A 15,259-nucleotide genomic window follows, 5' to 3' on the forward strand; every position below is an offset into this window, starting at 1 on the left:
GCGAGCGTGGCCCAGCTCGTCACGATGATCGACCAGCGAACGCAGCGCCACCATAGCGTCGTCGACCACGGTCTCGCCGTCGGCGACCAGGCGCTGCGCGAGATGGCGGCCGATGCCCTGGCAGCCCTCGACCGCCCACACCCGCTGCGGATGCCGGCGACCGGCGGCCAGCATGCGGTGGTAGCCGTCCTGGTCGGTGCCGAACCGACCGGTGTGCAGCACGTGCTCGCGTTCGTCGATGATCTCGATGGTGGCGGACCGCTTGTGAGGATCCACGCCGATTATTAGTGTCACGTAGTTCTCCTCGCCGTACCGGGGCTGGGTATCAGGCGAGGTGGGCAGCGCTACTTCGAGCTGAGCAGACCCCTCTTGAGCCACACCCCGCCACGGTGCTCGACGGGAGGCACGCCATGAGTGAGCCACACCCGACAGCGTGGTGGGCAGCCGATGAGAGAGCCACCCGCCGAACACCTCGACCAAGCCTGGCCCGGCATCGGTCGTACCGCCATTCAACAAGTAGCCGAAGAGCACGCGCCAGCATCATCACTTCGTCTGAATCAAGGTGGAAGCCGGTGGAACTCACGGATCGGCGGGCAGCAGTCACAACGCTCTTCGAGGCCCACCGGAAGGCGCCGTTACCGAGCCGATGGCGGGGAGCCGACGTGGGAGGCGTCGACATGGTGATGCTTGAGGCAACCCCAGCCGGTTGTCTCTCCGTCTGGCTGGAGCAACAAGGTCTCCTGGACGACCGGAGATGGGACATCCTCGCCGAATGCGAACAGCAACTCATTCGGGTCATCCCCGAGCTGGACGCCTACGGTCGCGAGTACTACCAACGACTACTGGACATGACGGTACTGGTGCTGGAGACAAACCACTCGTAGCAACGTGGGAGTCCGGCCGATCTCTGGTGCTCCGCCAGCGCTGCTGCAAAGTGCCGGTGACCGCCCACGCCGACGACCGGACGCGGTAGCGGGTCGCCAGGCCAGTGGCCGTCAGCTTGGGCGTCTTTCCCGGCTCACGGCACCTGAACGATTGCCTCCGGACGCAGTGGCCACTCTGCGGTGAGAAGACTGAGCCGATCGTCGTAGGGAAACCGATCATCCTCGTCGGATGGCAGCGGATCGCGAACGAAGCACCGGTGCAGCAACAGCTCCCGGCGCTGGTCCAGCGGTTCCATCTCGTGCTCGGCCCAACCGGCCCGCGGCGCCGGAGCGTCGCCGCCGATGTCCGCTTTGCCGTCCCAATTGAGGTGCAGGCCCTCCTGGTCGGAGTAGAACCGGGGGAAGCACGTCCGCCACTGCGAGTTCGAGCCCCAGCCGTGTGACAAGTCGGCAGTAGGGCGCGATCCACGCCGGAAGGTGAAGTACAGCGTCGAGGTCGTGGCCACGGTCGCGTCCATCAGGTGTCGAGGGGCTCGCACCCGCACTCCGGCGCGGCTGAACAGCAGTTCGCCGAACCACAAACCGGGCCACAGCACTTCCTCGAGCGTCACGGCGGCCGCGGAGGGGTCCTGCACCACGGCGAAGACCTCGTGGTGGAACGGGGAAAACGCGTCGGCGTGCTCGAACGGAGTCAGCCCGATGGCGGCGAAGAACTCGGTGTGCAGCGCGCGTCCGCCGAGGCCCGACGTGCCGGCGGGTTCTCCGGTCGCACCCGGCTCGTCTTGACCGCAGAACCGTTCGATCAAGTAATCGCTGACGCGGCTGAGCCCGTACAGCTTCATGATCCGCCACAACTGCTCGTCGTGCCCGGTGTACCCGCCCGCAGGTATCCGTTCCCGGTTGCGAAGCGATGCCAGCTCGGCCAGATGGTCGACCGTCACCGGCCGCTGGCTGCTCAGGTACGCCCGGCAGCCATCGACGCCGTCATCGTGGTCGAGCAAACCCTCGTACAGCCGACGGAAGTACCACCAGTCGAGTTCCACAGTGTGATCATGACCCGTCCGCCCCACACCGGCAACGGCGCGTTCCTGCCCTTGCCGTCGGCTGAAGCATCAGTGGTACGGCGGCCTCACATCAGAGGCTTGTCCAGCAGAACATCAGCTCGTCGGCTTCCCGAGCCCGCCGCGCGAGCTCGACCATGGACTCGATGAACGCTTGTGCGTCCGCCACGTCGACGTTGCCGCCGAGCTCTTCGATTTGTGCCCACTCCCGCGCCACACGAGGCACATCGCCGGGCTTGGGCCAGTACGTCGCGGGTCGAAGTGTTCAGCTCGGACACCCACGGACCGTCGTAATCGGGGTCCTGCTCCCGGCCCGCCGGCCAAACGAGACTGTCGGCCACCAGGTCCGGGTTCCACGGCACCTGCTGGATCGCCGCGATCATCATGCCCAGCACGACGGTCGGATCGACGCCCTTCGCCTCGATCCCGTCGCCCACCGCGGTGCGCCCACCACCGGCGTCCATCACCTGCCGCACGGCGTCGGCGTCGGGTGCACGGAAGTAGTCGAACGACGGCATGCCCCCGAGTATGTCAAAGCGGCGCCCCACACGGGGCACCGGTGACGTGGGTCGCGCCTAGAGTTCGAGGGACGTGGCCGGGTAGTCCGGTTCCCCGCCGCCGGCCGGGACCGGGAGCAGCAGCGCGTAGTAGCGGGCGGCGGTGAACGTGGCCGGCTCGGGCAGGTTCAGTGCTGCCATGGCGGCCGACGCGGCGTCGTGCCGTTCTCCGTTGACCCGGATCTCGGCCGTCATCGCGCCGGGCCGGCCGCCGTAGAAGACCTTTACGCCGTTGAAAAACGGGGATTCCAGGTCGGCCGTGAACGTGGCAGCGATGTTGGACAGCACGTTCGCCTCCAGCAGCGTGATCTGCAGGCGCCGGTTCTCGTCGGCGTCCAAGCCGAAGGCGACCGCGCCGGAGGTGATCGTGTGCCAGCCCGGAACGCCGCGGGTTTCGCCGGGTCCGATGTGCTCGGCGAAACGCCCGCGCCGATCGAGCAGCTCCAGCAGGCACGCGCCCGCCGTCTGCGTCCACGCGTCGGCCGCGTGCCCGGGATCGCCGGAGAAGGCCATGGCACAGTCGGGGAAACACGGCACATCGGGCTGGATGGTGATGTCGGGCAGCGCGACGAGGTCGTAGTGATGATCGCCGCCATGCTGTGGCGGTGTTACGCCCACCGCCCAACCCCGAGGGCTGATCAGTGAATTGCCCTTGAGTTCGGCGCCCCGTGTCACGCCGGGTGCGCACGCCTCGAGGCTGGCTCGCACCAGGGCGAGGAACTCCAGATCCGGCAGGCGCTTCGCGCCCGCTCCGACGGCACCCCGACGGCCTCGTTTCCCGAACATGCAGCAGATGCTAGCCGTCCTGAGCACGTCCGGAGACCGAATAAGCCATCCACCCCTCGTTCTGACGCGGGGAACCGGATCCCGCCGGTCCCATATCGGCTTGCCCCTCACGGCGGCGGTGTCTACGTTCCGGTGATGCATACGCGACTGCTGGCGGTGACCTTCGAGGCGGACGACCCGCCCGAACCGGCACGCTTCTGGGCCGGTCTGCTCGGCCGGGAGGTCATCGAGGACACCGGCGGCGTGCTGCTACCGGGCGGAGACGCCCGGCTCGGCCTGCGGTTCGTCCCGGGTCGCGCCGGCCGGCTCGGCGGGAACCGGATGCACTTGCACCTGACCAGCGCCGACCTCGACGACCAGCGGCGCACGGTCGTCTCCGCCATCCAGCTCGGTGGCCGACACGTCGACGTCGGGCAGCGACCCGAGGAGGCGCACGTCGTCCTGGCCGACCCGGCGGGCCACGAGTTCTGCGTGATCGAGCCCGGCAACGACTACCTCGCCGGGTGCGGCCCGCTGGGCGAGCTCACCTGTGCCGGCACCCGGCAGGCCGGCCTGTTCTGGAGCGAGGCGCTGGGCTGGCCCCTGGTGTGGGACCGGGGCGAGCAGACCGCGATCCAATCACCGCGCGGCGGCACGAAAATCGCCTGGGACACCTGGGACAGCACGCCCGAGGCGCCGAACCGGCAGCGCTTCGAGCTGCTCCCGGCGGACGGCGACCAGCGGGCGGCGGTCGACGCGCTGATCTCCCTCGGCGCCACTCGGCTCGACGCCCGCAACGACGGCACCGTCGCGCTGGCGGATCCGGACGGCAACGAGTTCCGCGTGCGGCCGGCCGGTCGCCGGCCGGGGTGACCGCCTACGAACCGTTTTTCGATTTGGCGAGCGCGCGCCGCCACACCGCTCGCGCTTCTGGATTCATGCCGTTCACTTCGCTGACTCTGCTCAGCGTGTCGGCCTCGCTGTAGGTGCCGCCTTTGGTGCGACGGACGGACAGCGCCTCGTGGTAGTAGGTCACCGCTCGGGTGTTTTCGCCGGCATGGAGGGCGATGTGCCCGAGGCTGTCCAGGACCGCGGATTCACCGGCGTGATCCTCTTGCCGCCGAAACAAGGCGAGCGCGGATCTGCAGTAGTCGTGCGCCTCGCGGAGTTTGCCGGTTCTGGCGGTCAGCCAGCCCAGTGCGGCATAGGCGTCGGCTTCCCAGTGCGTATCGTGCACGGATTGATAGTGGCGCAGGGAATCGGCGACGAGCTGGATGATGTCGTCGATGGCCTGCCGGTCTGCCGGTGTCCACGCCAAAGACGCCCGAACCGAGGAGGGGATCGCGCTCTTGCCGTAGGCGACCGCTTCCTGGAGGTGGAAGACCGCTTCGGTTTCCCTGCCCAAGCCGAGCCGCGCGCACGCATGACTGAGAAATCGATGCGCCAAGGCCTGCAGAGCCGGATCACCAAGGCGTTGCGTGGCAACCAAACCGGCGCGCCACGCACTGATGTCGGCGTGGATGTGTCCACGGCGCCGGTGGAACGCACTCAACGACCAGGCGATCTGCCAGACCAGGTCGTTCCACCCCTTCTCGGCGGCGAGGTGCTGGGCAGCGAGGATCAAGGGGTGCTCGGTGTCGAACCAGGCCAGTGCCGCCGGCTCGTCTGGCAGGAGCACGGGAACGCATTCCGCCGCAGGCGGAGCCGGCGCGATGGGCAAGCGGTGCGGGTACAGCAGCCGTTCGCCGGAGTAGGCGGTGTGGAGGTAGAACTCCACCCAGCGCCGCAACGCGGCGTCGTGGCCGGCCGACGGTTGTTCCGCGGCATACAGGTGCACCAGATCATGCATCCGGTAGCGGCCCGGCACGTACTGCGAGACCAGGGACAACGCCTCGAGTTCGCGGAGCACCCGGCCGGCTCGCCGGGCGGCGAGACCGGTGAGCGCCGCGAGCGCGGCGGTGCTGATGCCGGTCCCCGGCACGAGCCCCACCAAGCTGAACGCAGCCGCTCCTTCGGGACCGAGTCCCCGAAACGAGCAGCCCAGGACGGTGCGCAGATCGCTGCCGAGCTCACCGGCGCTGAGCGCGTCCAGGCGCGTCGACGGGTCGATGACCTCCTCGGCGAGCGATGCCAGTGTCAGGGAGGGGTTCGATCCGGCGCGCGCCGCGGCGATCCCCAGTGCGAGCGGGTGGCCGCCGCAGCCGGCGACGAGCGCGGTCACCGCGTCGGGCTCGGCGGTGACGCGGTCATCGCCCAGCTGCAAGCCGAACAGGGTGCGGGCATCGGACTCGTCGAAGAGGCGTGGTTCGGTCCGGACCGTGCCGTGGGCGACGACGAGGTCTTCGAGCCGGTGGCGGCTCGTGATCAGCACGGTGCACGACGCGGACCCGGGCAACAGCGGCGTGGCCTGCTTGCTGTCCCGGACATTTTCCAGCACGACCAGCAGGCGCTTGTCCGCGACCAGGCTGCGGTACAGCCCGATTTGGGCGTGCGGGTCGGGCGGGATCAGCTGCGGGTCGAAACCGAGCGCGGTGATGAACCCGCGCACCGCGGTCGCCGGGTTCATCGCGAGGGCGGTCGGGGAGTAGCCCTGGAGGTCGACGTACAAGTGGCCGTCGGGAAAGTCGGCGGCGTGCCGGTGGGCCCAGTGCAGCGCCAGCCAGGTCTTGCCGATGCCGCCGGCCCCGGTGATCGTGGAAATCATCACCGTGCCGTCTCGCCTCGCGCGGTCCGAGGCGCCGGTGAGCGCGGCGAGTTCGGCGTCGCGTCCGATGAATCGCACCGGATCCGGCGGCAATTGCCGCGGTACCGGGACCACCACCCCGCCGGGACGTGACCTGCTCGGCGCCGGGGCGCCGGTGAGGAGCCGCAGGTGGAGGTCCTGGAGCGCGGTACCGGGATCAGCACCCAGCTCCTCGACCAGCTTGTCCCGCACCCGCTGGTAGTGCGCCAGCGCCGAAGCCGTCCGGCCCGCGCGGTGCAGGGCCAGCATGTACTGCCCCGCGACCCGCTCGTCCGACGGCCACCGGACGGCGCGTCGCGACAGCTCGGCGAGCAGGTCTTCGCCGTGTCCCAGCCGCAAGAGGACGTCGGTGAGGTCGTGCTCGGCCTCCTGCCGCTCGTTCGCCAGCCGGTCGCGTTCGGCCTCCGCCCAGTCGCCGTCGAGCCCGGTCAGCGCCGCTCCGCGCCAGAGCCCCAAGGCTTCTTCCAGCAACGCCCTGGCCCGCTCGTCGTCCGCGCCCCGGCTGCCTGCGCACAGGCCACGGAACCGGTGCACGTCCACCACGCTGTCCGCCTGCTCCGCCACCAAGGCGTAGCCGCCCGAACGCAGGACGATCTCGACCGTGGCCGCCGCGGCCAAGGCGCGGCGCAGTCGCGAAATGTAGCTCTGCAGCGTCGCGCGCCCCCGGCGGGGCACGTCCGTACCCCACACTCGCTCGGCCAGCCGTTCCACCGGGACCAACCGGCCGGCGTCCACCGCTAGCGCGGCCAGCACGCACCGCTGCCGCGCGGGTCCGGGATCCACCGGCCGCCCGTCGACGTGCACGGTCACCTCGCCCAGCAGCCTGAACTCCGCCGCCATGCTCCCCTCCCCCTCCAAGGACCTGCATACCGGTCCGAGTCGAGGAACGCGGGAGAACGCGCGTGATTCACACGAACGGTCGCCGAGCCGGCGACCGCGGCCTGACCAGCGGAATGCAGTGCCTTGCAGGCGTTTCACAGCTACGGCGGATCAGGGTGACTTCGACCGGGAACCATTCGAAGGAGAACTGCCATGACCCACCGCCTCAAGAGGCTCGCTTCCGCGCTCATCGCCGGTGCCGGGCTCTGCGCCCTGCTGCTGAGCGGTAGCCCCGCCACCGCGGCCACCGGTGACGGACCGGCCGTCCACGTCCTTTCGCCGGCGGCCTTCGCCGCCGCCTCCGCGAACGACTGCCTGGACTACCGCATCTGTTTCTGGACCGGTGACTACTACTCCGGCACGTTCGTCGCCTTCAGCGGGAACTACGCGCCCTGCGAAGGGTGGCGGTTCGAAGGCACGAGCTTGCAGGACCACACCTACTCGTTCCGGAACCGCGCTTCCGGCCCCGTCTCGGTCTGGGACCGGTTCGCCGACGGCACCTACCGCTACAACAAGCTCGGCCGGTTCGGCCGCGACTTCGCCGACGACTACCGCTTCAGCTACCGGACCGACGCCTGGGTCTACGACCCGAATGGCACCTGCACGTCGCTGAACCTCCACCACCTGCAGGGCGTCTGAAGGCAACTTTGAAGCTCGCCGACCAAACGCGCGAAGCGCGCGGCGAACGTGGCGCGGGACAGGCCGGCCCGGACGGCCGGTCCCGCGCCGGCCGCCCGGGAGGCAGAGCCCAGGTCTATGCGGCTGTTGCCCGGGGTCTACTTGAGCCGTTTGAAGCCGTCGGGTGGGGTCAGCGTCAATTTGGCGAGATTCTCTTCTGTCCGGGGCAGCCAGGTGTAGGTGATCGCTTCGCCCTTGGACTCCGGGAATTCCTCGCCGCCCTGCTTGTTGCCGCCCTTGACCGCGGTTTCCTTGACCGGGAGGTACGTGGTGCTGTCCACCCACAGGTCGATCTTGTACTCGCGCCGGGGGCCGATCACCCGGAGGTGGTGGGTGTCGACGGCGCCGATCTTCTCCTGGCCCACCAGCTCGACCTTGCCCTCGGCCACCGCCTTCCTCATGCCGTCCGGATCGGTGGGGTCCGGGATCGGGGTCTGCGGTTTGCCGTCACTCAGGTGGTCGACGGACCACCAGTTGCCCTCCCAGTCGATCGTGGTGATCTCCTGGCCCTCCCCGGCGCCTTTGACGGCGTGCGACTGCTGGCGGTGGGGCGGGCCGGACGGCGGTGTGGGCGGGCCGGCCGGGACGGTCATCTTCCGGTCCCCGGTGCGACTCGCCTGGGCGGCGGCCGGAAGGCGGGTGTAGACGTCGTTGCGGTACCGCTGGGTCGCCTTGTCGGTCCAGGTCTCGTAGTAGCCGCTCTCGTAGGTGTCCTTCGAGTAGATGACGTACTGGGTGCCCTGGCCGAGTGCCTTCACCGTCTCGGCTTGGATGTACGCCACGGTGACGATCCGCGGCTGAGCGCTGCTGGGCGCCGCGCTGCTGGGCGCCGCGGTGACGGATCGGTCGGGGGTGGCCTGGGTCGAGACGACCACCGCGACGACGGCCGCGGCGGCCACCGGGGTGGCGATGGCACCGGTGATCGCCCACGTGCGCCTGGTCCGGCGGCGGCGGAGCTCGCGGACCAGCTCCGGGCTCGCGTGGACGTCGTCGATCTCGTGCCGCAGCCGGTCACCGATCCGGCGGCCGTACTGCTCATCGGTGAGCACGGGGAACCTCCTGGAGTGAGTCGTGGCCGGCCAGCAGCTCGCGCAGCCTGGCCAAAGCCCGGGATGTGTGCGACTTGACCGTCCCCGAGCTGAAGCCGAGCAACCCGGCGGTCTGCTCGACGGACATGTCCTCGAAGAAGCGCAGCACGATGACCTGCCGCTGGCGGATCGGCAGTTCGGCCAGCGCGCGCAGCACCACGCGACGCTCGGAGACCTGCTCGTACCCGGCGTCCACGGCGGGCAGCGTGTCCACGTCGGGCGGCATCGGGGCCTCCCTGGGACGCCGGAACAACGACCTGACCCGGTCCCGCGACAGGTTCAGCAACACCGCGCGCGCATACGCCTGAGGCGAGTCACGCGCCCGCGACCAATGCCGGGCGGTGCGCAACAGCGCTGTCTGCAACAGGTCCTCGGCGTGCCCGCGGTCGCCGGTCAGCAGGTACGCGGTGCGCAGCAACGCCGTCGAACTGTCTTCGACGAACACTTCGAAACTGGGATCTACCCGCATACCCCTCAGAACGTCCGCGTGCGAAACCAGGTTGTCATCGGTTCCAAGGGGAAGGCGATGCCACCGGCTAGCGACCGGCGGCCGTCGGCCCCGCGGGGTAGTCCAGGCCGGTGGACAGCAGGTCGAACGCCTGCCCGGTCAGCTCCGATTCCGGCGCTGGGTGGCCGGCCGCTCGCCACGCGACGACTGCCGTCTGTACCGCGCACAGCGCTACCGAGGCCACCAGGTGCGGGCGGGGGTCCGCGGCCGGGTCCACGCCCATGCGGGCGCCGATCAGCCTCGCCACCTCGTCGAACCGGGCGGTCGCCCGCTCGATGCGGGCGGCCGTCAGCGCCGGGCTGACCGAGATCACCTCCTGCAGGCTGTGGAAGCGCGTGTCGGTCTCGGCCGTCCGGATGACTTCGACCGCGGCCGTCCGCAGCGCGGTCAGCACCGGCAGGTCGGCCGGTTGCGCGGCGAACGCCTCGAGCACCGCCGTGATCTGGTCGTCCGCGAGGGCCAGCGCCACGTCCTCCTTCGAGGTGAAGTACCGGAAGAACGTCCGCGAGGAGACTTCGACCGATTCGGCGATCTGGTCGATGGTCGTGGCCTCGAAGCCGTGGGCGCAGAACAGCGCGTGGGCCGCGTCGATCAAAGCTTCCCGCGTCCGCTGTTTCTTCCGTTCCCGCAGGCCGAGCTTCTCCATGCCGGCCAGCATACGACAGTGACGTCATCGGAAGACTTTTGTCAGTTGACGACACTTGGCACGCTGTGACAGAATTCGGGCATGAAGCCTCCCCCGTCGACGTCCCGCTACTGGAAGCTGCAGCGCCGGCTGGCGCGGCTCAACACGCTCCTGTTCCGCACCACCGGCGGCAAGGTGGGCGGGTCGTTCTTCGGCGGCGCGCCCGTGCTGCTGCTGCACCACGTCGGCCGCAAGTCCGGCGAGGCCCGGATCAGCCCCCTGATCTACCTCGACGACTCGCCGCGGCTGGTCGTCGTCGCCTCGAAAGGCGGCGTGGACGCCCACCCGGCGTGGTTCCACAACCTGACGGCGATGGCGGCCACCGAGGTGGAACTGCCCGGCGGCGAACGCCGCCGAGTCCGCCCGCGCGTCGCCGAAGGTGCGGAGCGGGCTCGCTTGTGGGAACGAGCGGTGGCGATCTACAAACCTTATGCGACCTACGCGACCTACACCGAGCGCAAGATTCCGGTAGTCGTCCTCGAACCCGCCGACGCCTGACCCGCCGGCCACACGGTCACCTCAACGCCAGAACGGCAGGCAGGCCCAATAGCCGGCGGCCACCACCGGAACCACCAAGAACAGGGTCGTCGCGGGCACGCTGGTCGCCAGCCGCGAAGGCAGGCACCCCGCCCTCGCGGACATCCGCTCCCGCATGTGCAGCCGGATCCGCGGAGACGGAACCGTGGCCGACCAAATCGCTTCGAGCGCGGCCTCGATCTCCCCGATCCGGGCGCTGCTGACCTGCCGGACGGCACGGATCCGCCACAACATCGCCATCCACGCGATCGTCACGGCGAGACCGAACACGGAAAACAACACGAGCACGACCTGCGGCAACCGGGACACCCCACTCGACGTCGCCGAGAAGGCAATCAGCGCGCTGTTCAGCGTGATGAGCAGTCCGCCCATCCGGAAGTAGATCTGATCTTCGTGGAAATAGTGCGCTGAAAGCAGCTTGTACTCCTCCAGCAGCCAGTTCTCTTCCCGCTCCACGAGCATGCCGACCAGCTCCCCACACACCGGAAGTCGCCGGACCCACTGCGGCGACGCGCTCCCCGCAGAGGCGGTCCGCGACCGCCGCGATACCGGGAACACCCGTTCAGCGCAGCGAATCCGGTGCGACCGGCCGGACTCGCCGCGGATCGTCCCGCTTCAGCGCGACGATCCAGGACCGTCCCGGACGATGCGGTAACGCAGATGCGTGGCGTTGCGGCCTTCGAGCCGCCGGACGGGTTCCAGTTCGACGGGGCCGAGTCCGGCCGGCTCGAACAGGCGGCGCCCGCTGCCCAGCAGGACCGGGACCAGGTGCAGTTCGAGCTCGTCGAGCTGGCCGGCCGCCAGCAGGGCCCGCGCCGCTCCCGCGCCGTGGACCAGCACGGCGCGGTCTCCCGCCGCTTCCCGGGCCTCGACCGCACACGCGGTGACGTCGGTGTAGAACTTCGCGCTGCCGGGCGGCTCGTCGGCCGGGTCGATGCTGTGGGTGAGCACGTGGATCGGCACGCCGTCGTGGTGGTCGCCCTGCCACCGCCCGGCCAGCTCGAACGTCCGGCGGCCGGATACCACCGCGCCGGTCGACGAGGCCTCGGCGTACACCTGCCCGTTGACGCCCTCGGACATCCGGTCGTCGAGCCAGTCGAACAGCCGCCCGCCGCCGCGGCCGAGTTCCTGGCCCGGCCGGTCGTCCGGCCCGGCGATGTACCCGTCGACCGACATGGACATGTACAGCCGCAGTGGTGTCCTGGCCATCTTCGTTCCCTTCGTCCGGACAAGCCGGCGGCGGCGTGCCCCTCGGGCACGAAGCCGCTCTCACCCGTGCGTCGATCACGCGACGCCGGATTCGACAGCCGGTCGAAGAACTCGAAACCCGCGCGTTACATCTTGACGCGGCCGACGTAATCGTTCAGAGTCCTCCTACTGCGTTCAGCCGCACCGCCGATCGACCACCCACCCCCCTGCCCTTCCTGGTCCCCCACCGCATCCGCCGCAAGATGTTAACGCTAACAGTGCGCGGGCGGTCCCCTCGCCGAAAGGAAAGATGCCATGTCGCTTGGACTTGCGCGGACCGCGAGGTGGCGCCGCCGGTGGCGGGCGGGGTCGGCCGCCGCGGCGGTCGTGGCCGTCGCGGGTGGGCTGCTCACGGTGGCCCCGGCCCCGGCGTCGGCCGCCACTGTGGACACCAGCGCCTGGTACGTCCTGCTGAACCGCAACAGCGGCAAGGCTCTCGACGTCAACGGCGCCTCCACCGCCGACGGCGCCAACCTCATCCAGTGGACCCGCTCCAACGCCACCAACCAGCAGTTCCAGTTCGTGGACGCCGGCGGCGGCAACTACAAGCTGCGCGCGCGGCACTCCGGCAAGCTCGCCGACGTGCTGGGCGCGTCCACCGCCGACGGCGCCAGTGTGGTGCAGTGGACCGACAACGGCGGCACCAACCAGCAGTTCAGCCTCGCCGACTCCGGCAGCGGGTACGTCCGGCTGGTCAACCGCAACAGCGGCAAGGTGGCCGACGTGCAGGGCGCCTCGACGGCCGACGGCGCCGCTGTGGTGCAGGCGAGCAGCGGGAGCGGCAACGACCAGCAGTGGCAGCTCGTCCAGGTCGACGGGGGCAGCGCCACCTGCCCGCTGCCGTCGACGTACCGCTGGTCGTCGACCGGTCCGCTGGCGAACCCGAAGTCCGGGTGGGTCGCGCTCAAGGACTTCACCAACGTCGTCTACAACGGCAAGCACGTCGTCTACGGCACGACGCACGACACCGGATCGAGCTGGGGCTCGATGAGCTTCGCCCCCTTCACGAACTGGTCGGACATGGCCACCGCCGGCCAGAACACGTTGTCCATCGGGGCCGTCGCGCCGACGCTGTTCTACTTCGCCCCGAAGAACATCTGGGTGCTCGCCTACCAGTGGGGTGGGCCGACCTTCTCCTACCGCACCTCGAGCGACCCCACCAACCCCAACGGCTGGTCCGCGCCCCAGACGCTGTTCACCGGCACCATCCCCGGTGGAGCCCCCCTGGACCAGACGATCATCGGCGACGGCACCACCATGTACCTGTTCTTCGCCGACGACAACGGCGGCATCTACCGCGCCGGCATGCCCATCGGGAACTTCCCGGGCAGCTTCGGCTCGTCGTACACGAAGATCATGAGCGACACTCCCCTCAACCTGTTCGAAGCGCCCGAGGTCTACAAGATCCAGGGCCAGAACCAGTACCTCATGATCGTCGAGGCGCGAGGGACGAACGAGCGGCGCTTCTTCCGCTCCTTCACCGCCACCAGCCTGGGCGGCTCGTGGACACCGCAGGCCGCGACCGAGAGCAATCCCTTCGCGGGCAAGGCCAACAGCGGCGCCACCTGGACCAACGACATCAGCCACGGCGATCTGGTCCGCACCAACCCCGACCAGACCAAGACCGTCGACCCGTGCAACCTGCAGTTGCTCTACCAGGGGCGCGACCCGAGCTCCGACGGCATGGACTACGGCCTCCTGCCGTACAAGCCGGGCGTGCTGACCCTGCAGCGCTGATCGATCGGGAACGGTGAACCGGAGCGGGCAGGCTCGGCGCAACCGAGCCCGCCTCTTCCTGTCTCAGCGTCTTTTACACCAGTCGTTCCAGCGCCCGGCGCGCGCGAGCCGGCGCCTGACGGTCGCCGTGCAGCTGCAGGAAGTGGTTGAGGGCCAACATGATCGCGACGATCTCGTAGAGCAGCTGGTCGATGTCGGTGTCCGGCGGCAGTTCCGCCAGGCTCACCGCCCGCCAGATGTTGAGCCGCAGCTCGCGCTGCCAGAGCTGGTCCGCCCGCACGATGGCATCGCGCACCGGTCCGTCCCGGCCGTCGAACTCGGCCGCGGCCGCGGTGAAGAAGCAGCCGCCGGGCAGGAGTTCCCGTTCCAGGTAGGAAATCCACGCCTCACAGGCCGCGCGGAGGTACGGCAGGCCGCGCGGCACCCCGCGCGCACGTTCGGGCACCTCGCGGACGAACATCCCGGTGGCGGCGTCGACGACGGCCAGCTGGAGGCTCTCCTTGGTGCCGAAGTGGCCGATCACGCCCGCCTTGCTCATCCCCAGCTCGGCGGCGAGCCGCCCGATGGTCAGCCCTTCCAGCCCCTCCGCCGACGCGATCACCAGGCCGGCGTCGAGGATGCGCTGCCGGGTGAGCCGAGACTCGGCCAGGGACTTCCGGGGACTCATGGCGACACTATAGATTACGAACGATCGGTCGCTATTTTGCCCCGGCTCCTGAGGAGGACCCATGCCCGGCTCCCGCCTGACCGCGCTCGGCCACCACCAGCCCGCCCGCGTGCTGACCAACGCCGACCTCGAAGGCATCGTCGACACCTCCGACGAGTGGATCCGCCGCCGCACCGGCATCGCCACCCGCCACATCGCCGACGGCTCGGTGGCCGACCTGGCCACCGAAGCCGCGGCGAAGGCACTGGCCGCGGCCGGTCTGGACCCCGGCGAAATCGGCCTGGTCACCGTGGCCACCTGCAGCGCGATCGACCGCTGCCCGTCGATCGCCGCCCAGGTCGCGGGCCGGCTGGGCATCCCCGCCCCGGTCTGTTTCGACCTCAACAACGGCTGCGCGGGCTTCTGCACCGCCTTGGCCACCGCGGACCACGCCATCCAGGCCGGAGCCGCCCGGCACGCGCTCGTCATCGGCGCCGAGAAGATGTCGGACGTCACCGACTGGACCGATCGCGGTACCTGCGTCCTCCTCGGTGACGGTGCGGGCGCGGCCATCCTCAGCACCGCCGACGCGCCGGGGCTCGGCCCGGTCGTCTGGGGATCCGACCCTGCGCGCCGGCACCTGGTCCGGCTCGTGGACGCGTGGCAGCCCGCGTTCGCCCAGGACGGCCAGTCCGTGTTCCGCTGGGCCGCCCAGGAACTGCCCGCGGTTGCCGCGGAAGCCTGTCGCCGCGCGGGCATCGCCACCACGGATCTCGCCGGAGTCGTCACCCACCAGGCCAACCTGCGGATCGTCGAGGCGCTGACCAGCCGTCTCGATCTGCGCGACGACGTCGTGATCGGCCGGGACGTGGTCGATTCGGGCAACACGTCGGCGGCGTCCGTGCCGCTCGCACTGTCCAAAATGGTCGACCGCGGCGAACTGCCGTCCGGCGAGCCGGTGCTGCTCTTCGCCTTCGGCGGCGGGCTCTCCTGGGCCGGCCAGGTCGTCACCTGCCCGTGAGTGACGGCCGCGACCGGGTAACGCGCACTGCCCGGCCGCCCCCCGGGCGCAGTGAATGACTCATTCCTGACGTCGGACGCCAGGAATGAGTCATTCACTGCAGGTCTGGGCCCGGCCGGTCCCGGAGGACACCCTGTCCGGCCGGGGGACGCCGCCGCGGTGCGCGGCGTCCCCCGGCTCGGACGTCTCCCCGGCTTTCCCGGCAAAGCGCCCGCTTACAAT

The 15,259-nt window shown here is 69.9% G+C and carries 17 protein-coding genes; 7 read left to right on the forward strand and 10 right to left on the reverse strand.

What is annotated here, in order from left to right:
• Positions 1–6 precede the first annotated feature (6 nt).
• Positions 7–288 carry a hypothetical protein gene (locus AB0F52_RS28285; protein WP_360177336.1) on the forward strand — a complete coding sequence of 94 codons (282 nt, stop codon included), beginning with the start codon at positions 7–9 and terminating at the stop codon, positions 286–288.
• Between the two features lie 374 nt (positions 289–662).
• Positions 663–884 carry a hypothetical protein gene (locus tag AB0F52_RS28290; protein WP_360177339.1) on the forward strand — a complete coding sequence of 74 codons (222 nt, stop codon included), beginning with the start codon at positions 663–665 and terminating at the stop codon, positions 882–884.
• Between the two features lie 134 nt (positions 885–1,018).
• Here AB0F52_RS28290 and AB0F52_RS28295 read toward each other — a convergent pair whose 3' ends face one another.
• The 3 genes from AB0F52_RS28295 to AB0F52_RS28305 all read right to left on the reverse strand — a co-directional run bounded on the left by AB0F52_RS28295 (position 1,019) and on the right by AB0F52_RS28305 (position 3,288).
• Complete coding sequence (locus AB0F52_RS28295) at positions 1,019–1,927, reverse strand: hypothetical protein (protein ID WP_360177342.1); 909 nt, start codon at positions 1,925–1,927, stop codon at positions 1,019–1,021.
• Positions 1,928–2,013: 86 nt separating this feature from the next.
• Positions 2,014–2,463 carry a hypothetical protein gene (locus AB0F52_RS28300; RefSeq protein ID WP_360177345.1) on the reverse strand — a complete coding sequence of 150 codons (450 nt, stop codon included), beginning with the start codon at positions 2,461–2,463 and terminating at the stop codon, positions 2,014–2,016.
• Positions 2,464–2,520: 57 nt separating this feature from the next.
• Positions 2,521–3,288 carry a DUF6348 family protein gene (locus tag AB0F52_RS28305; protein WP_360177348.1) on the reverse strand — a complete coding sequence of 256 codons (768 nt, stop codon included), beginning with the start codon at positions 3,286–3,288 and terminating at the stop codon, positions 2,521–2,523.
• A gap of 135 nt (positions 3,289–3,423) precedes the next feature.
• On the opposite strand from AB0F52_RS28305, the gene AB0F52_RS28310 reads away from it, so the two are divergent.
• Positions 3,424–4,140: a VOC family protein gene (locus tag AB0F52_RS28310; RefSeq protein ID WP_360177351.1), complete on the forward strand. Its 717-nt coding sequence runs from the start codon at positions 3,424–3,426 to the stop codon at positions 4,138–4,140.
• 4 nt (positions 4,141–4,144) lie between these two features.
• On the opposite strand, the gene AB0F52_RS28315 is transcribed toward AB0F52_RS28310, so the two are convergent.
• Positions 4,145–6,850 (reverse strand): BTAD domain-containing putative transcriptional regulator, encoded by a 2,706-nt coding sequence (locus AB0F52_RS28315; protein WP_360177354.1) that lies wholly within the window; start codon positions 6,848–6,850, stop codon positions 4,145–4,147.
• A 192-nt stretch (positions 6,851–7,042) separates the two neighbouring features.
• On the opposite strand from AB0F52_RS28315, the gene AB0F52_RS28320 reads away from it, so the two are divergent.
• A complete protein-coding gene (locus tag AB0F52_RS28320; RefSeq protein WP_360177357.1) occupies positions 7,043–7,528 on the forward strand; it encodes a peptidase inhibitor family I36 protein in 486 nt (161 codons plus the stop codon).
• A 137-nt stretch (positions 7,529–7,665) separates the two neighbouring features.
• Here AB0F52_RS28320 and AB0F52_RS28325 read toward each other — a convergent pair whose 3' ends face one another.
• The 3 genes from AB0F52_RS28325 to AB0F52_RS28335 all read right to left on the reverse strand — a co-directional run bounded on the left by AB0F52_RS28325 (position 7,666) and on the right by AB0F52_RS28335 (position 9,809).
• Positions 7,666–8,616, reverse strand: a complete 951-nt coding sequence (locus AB0F52_RS28325; RefSeq protein ID WP_360177360.1) for a hypothetical protein — start codon at positions 8,614–8,616, stop codon at positions 7,666–7,668.
• On the reverse strand, positions 8,603–9,100 hold the full coding sequence (locus tag AB0F52_RS28330; protein ID WP_360177367.1) for a SigE family RNA polymerase sigma factor: 498 nt from the start codon (positions 9,098–9,100) through the stop codon (positions 8,603–8,605). The genes AB0F52_RS28325 and AB0F52_RS28330 overlap by 14 nt, the downstream gene beginning before the upstream one ends.
• Positions 9,101–9,191: 91 nt before the next feature.
• Entirely contained in the window at positions 9,192–9,809 is a 618-nt protein-coding gene (locus AB0F52_RS28335; RefSeq protein ID WP_360177370.1) for a TetR family transcriptional regulator, read from the reverse strand.
• Between the two features lie 81 nt (positions 9,810–9,890).
• Here AB0F52_RS28335 and AB0F52_RS28340 point away from each other — a divergent pair, with 81 nt between their 5' ends.
• The gene (locus AB0F52_RS28340; protein WP_360177373.1) at positions 9,891–10,346 is read left to right on the forward strand and encodes a nitroreductase/quinone reductase family protein; all 456 of its coding nucleotides are present in this window, start codon (positions 9,891–9,893) and stop codon (positions 10,344–10,346) included.
• Between the two features lie 21 nt (positions 10,347–10,367).
• On the opposite strand, the gene AB0F52_RS28345 is transcribed toward AB0F52_RS28340, so the two are convergent.
• Together AB0F52_RS28345 and AB0F52_RS28350 are read right to left on the reverse strand one after the other, a co-directional pair.
• A complete protein-coding gene (locus tag AB0F52_RS28345) occupies positions 10,368–10,847 on the reverse strand; it encodes a hypothetical protein (protein WP_360177376.1) in 480 nt (159 codons plus the stop codon).
• Between the two features lie 153 nt (positions 10,848–11,000).
• On the reverse strand, positions 11,001–11,594 hold the full coding sequence (locus AB0F52_RS28350; protein ID WP_360177379.1) for a dihydrofolate reductase family protein: 594 nt from the start codon (positions 11,592–11,594) through the stop codon (positions 11,001–11,003).
• 294 nt (positions 11,595–11,888) lie between these two features.
• Between AB0F52_RS28350 and AB0F52_RS28355 the strand changes: the two genes are divergently transcribed.
• Positions 11,889–13,370, forward strand: coding sequence for a non-reducing end alpha-L-arabinofuranosidase family hydrolase (locus AB0F52_RS28355; RefSeq protein WP_360177382.1), 1,482 nt, complete (start codon positions 11,889–11,891; stop codon positions 13,368–13,370).
• A gap of 73 nt (positions 13,371–13,443) precedes the next feature.
• On the opposite strand, the gene AB0F52_RS28360 is transcribed toward AB0F52_RS28355, so the two are convergent.
• A complete protein-coding gene (locus AB0F52_RS28360) occupies positions 13,444–14,037 on the reverse strand; it encodes a TetR/AcrR family transcriptional regulator (protein ID WP_360177385.1) in 594 nt (197 codons plus the stop codon).
• A gap of 61 nt (positions 14,038–14,098) precedes the next feature.
• Here AB0F52_RS28360 and AB0F52_RS28365 point away from each other — a divergent pair, with 61 nt between their 5' ends.
• On the forward strand, positions 14,099–15,037 hold the full coding sequence (locus AB0F52_RS28365) for a beta-ketoacyl-ACP synthase III (protein WP_360177388.1): 939 nt from the start codon (positions 14,099–14,101) through the stop codon (positions 15,035–15,037).
• The last annotated feature ends 222 nt before the right edge of the window (positions 15,038–15,259 follow it).

The organism is Amycolatopsis sp. NPDC024027 (genome assembly GCF_040638975.1).
Classification (GTDB): domain Bacteria; phylum Actinomycetota; class Actinomycetes; order Mycobacteriales; family Pseudonocardiaceae; genus Amycolatopsis.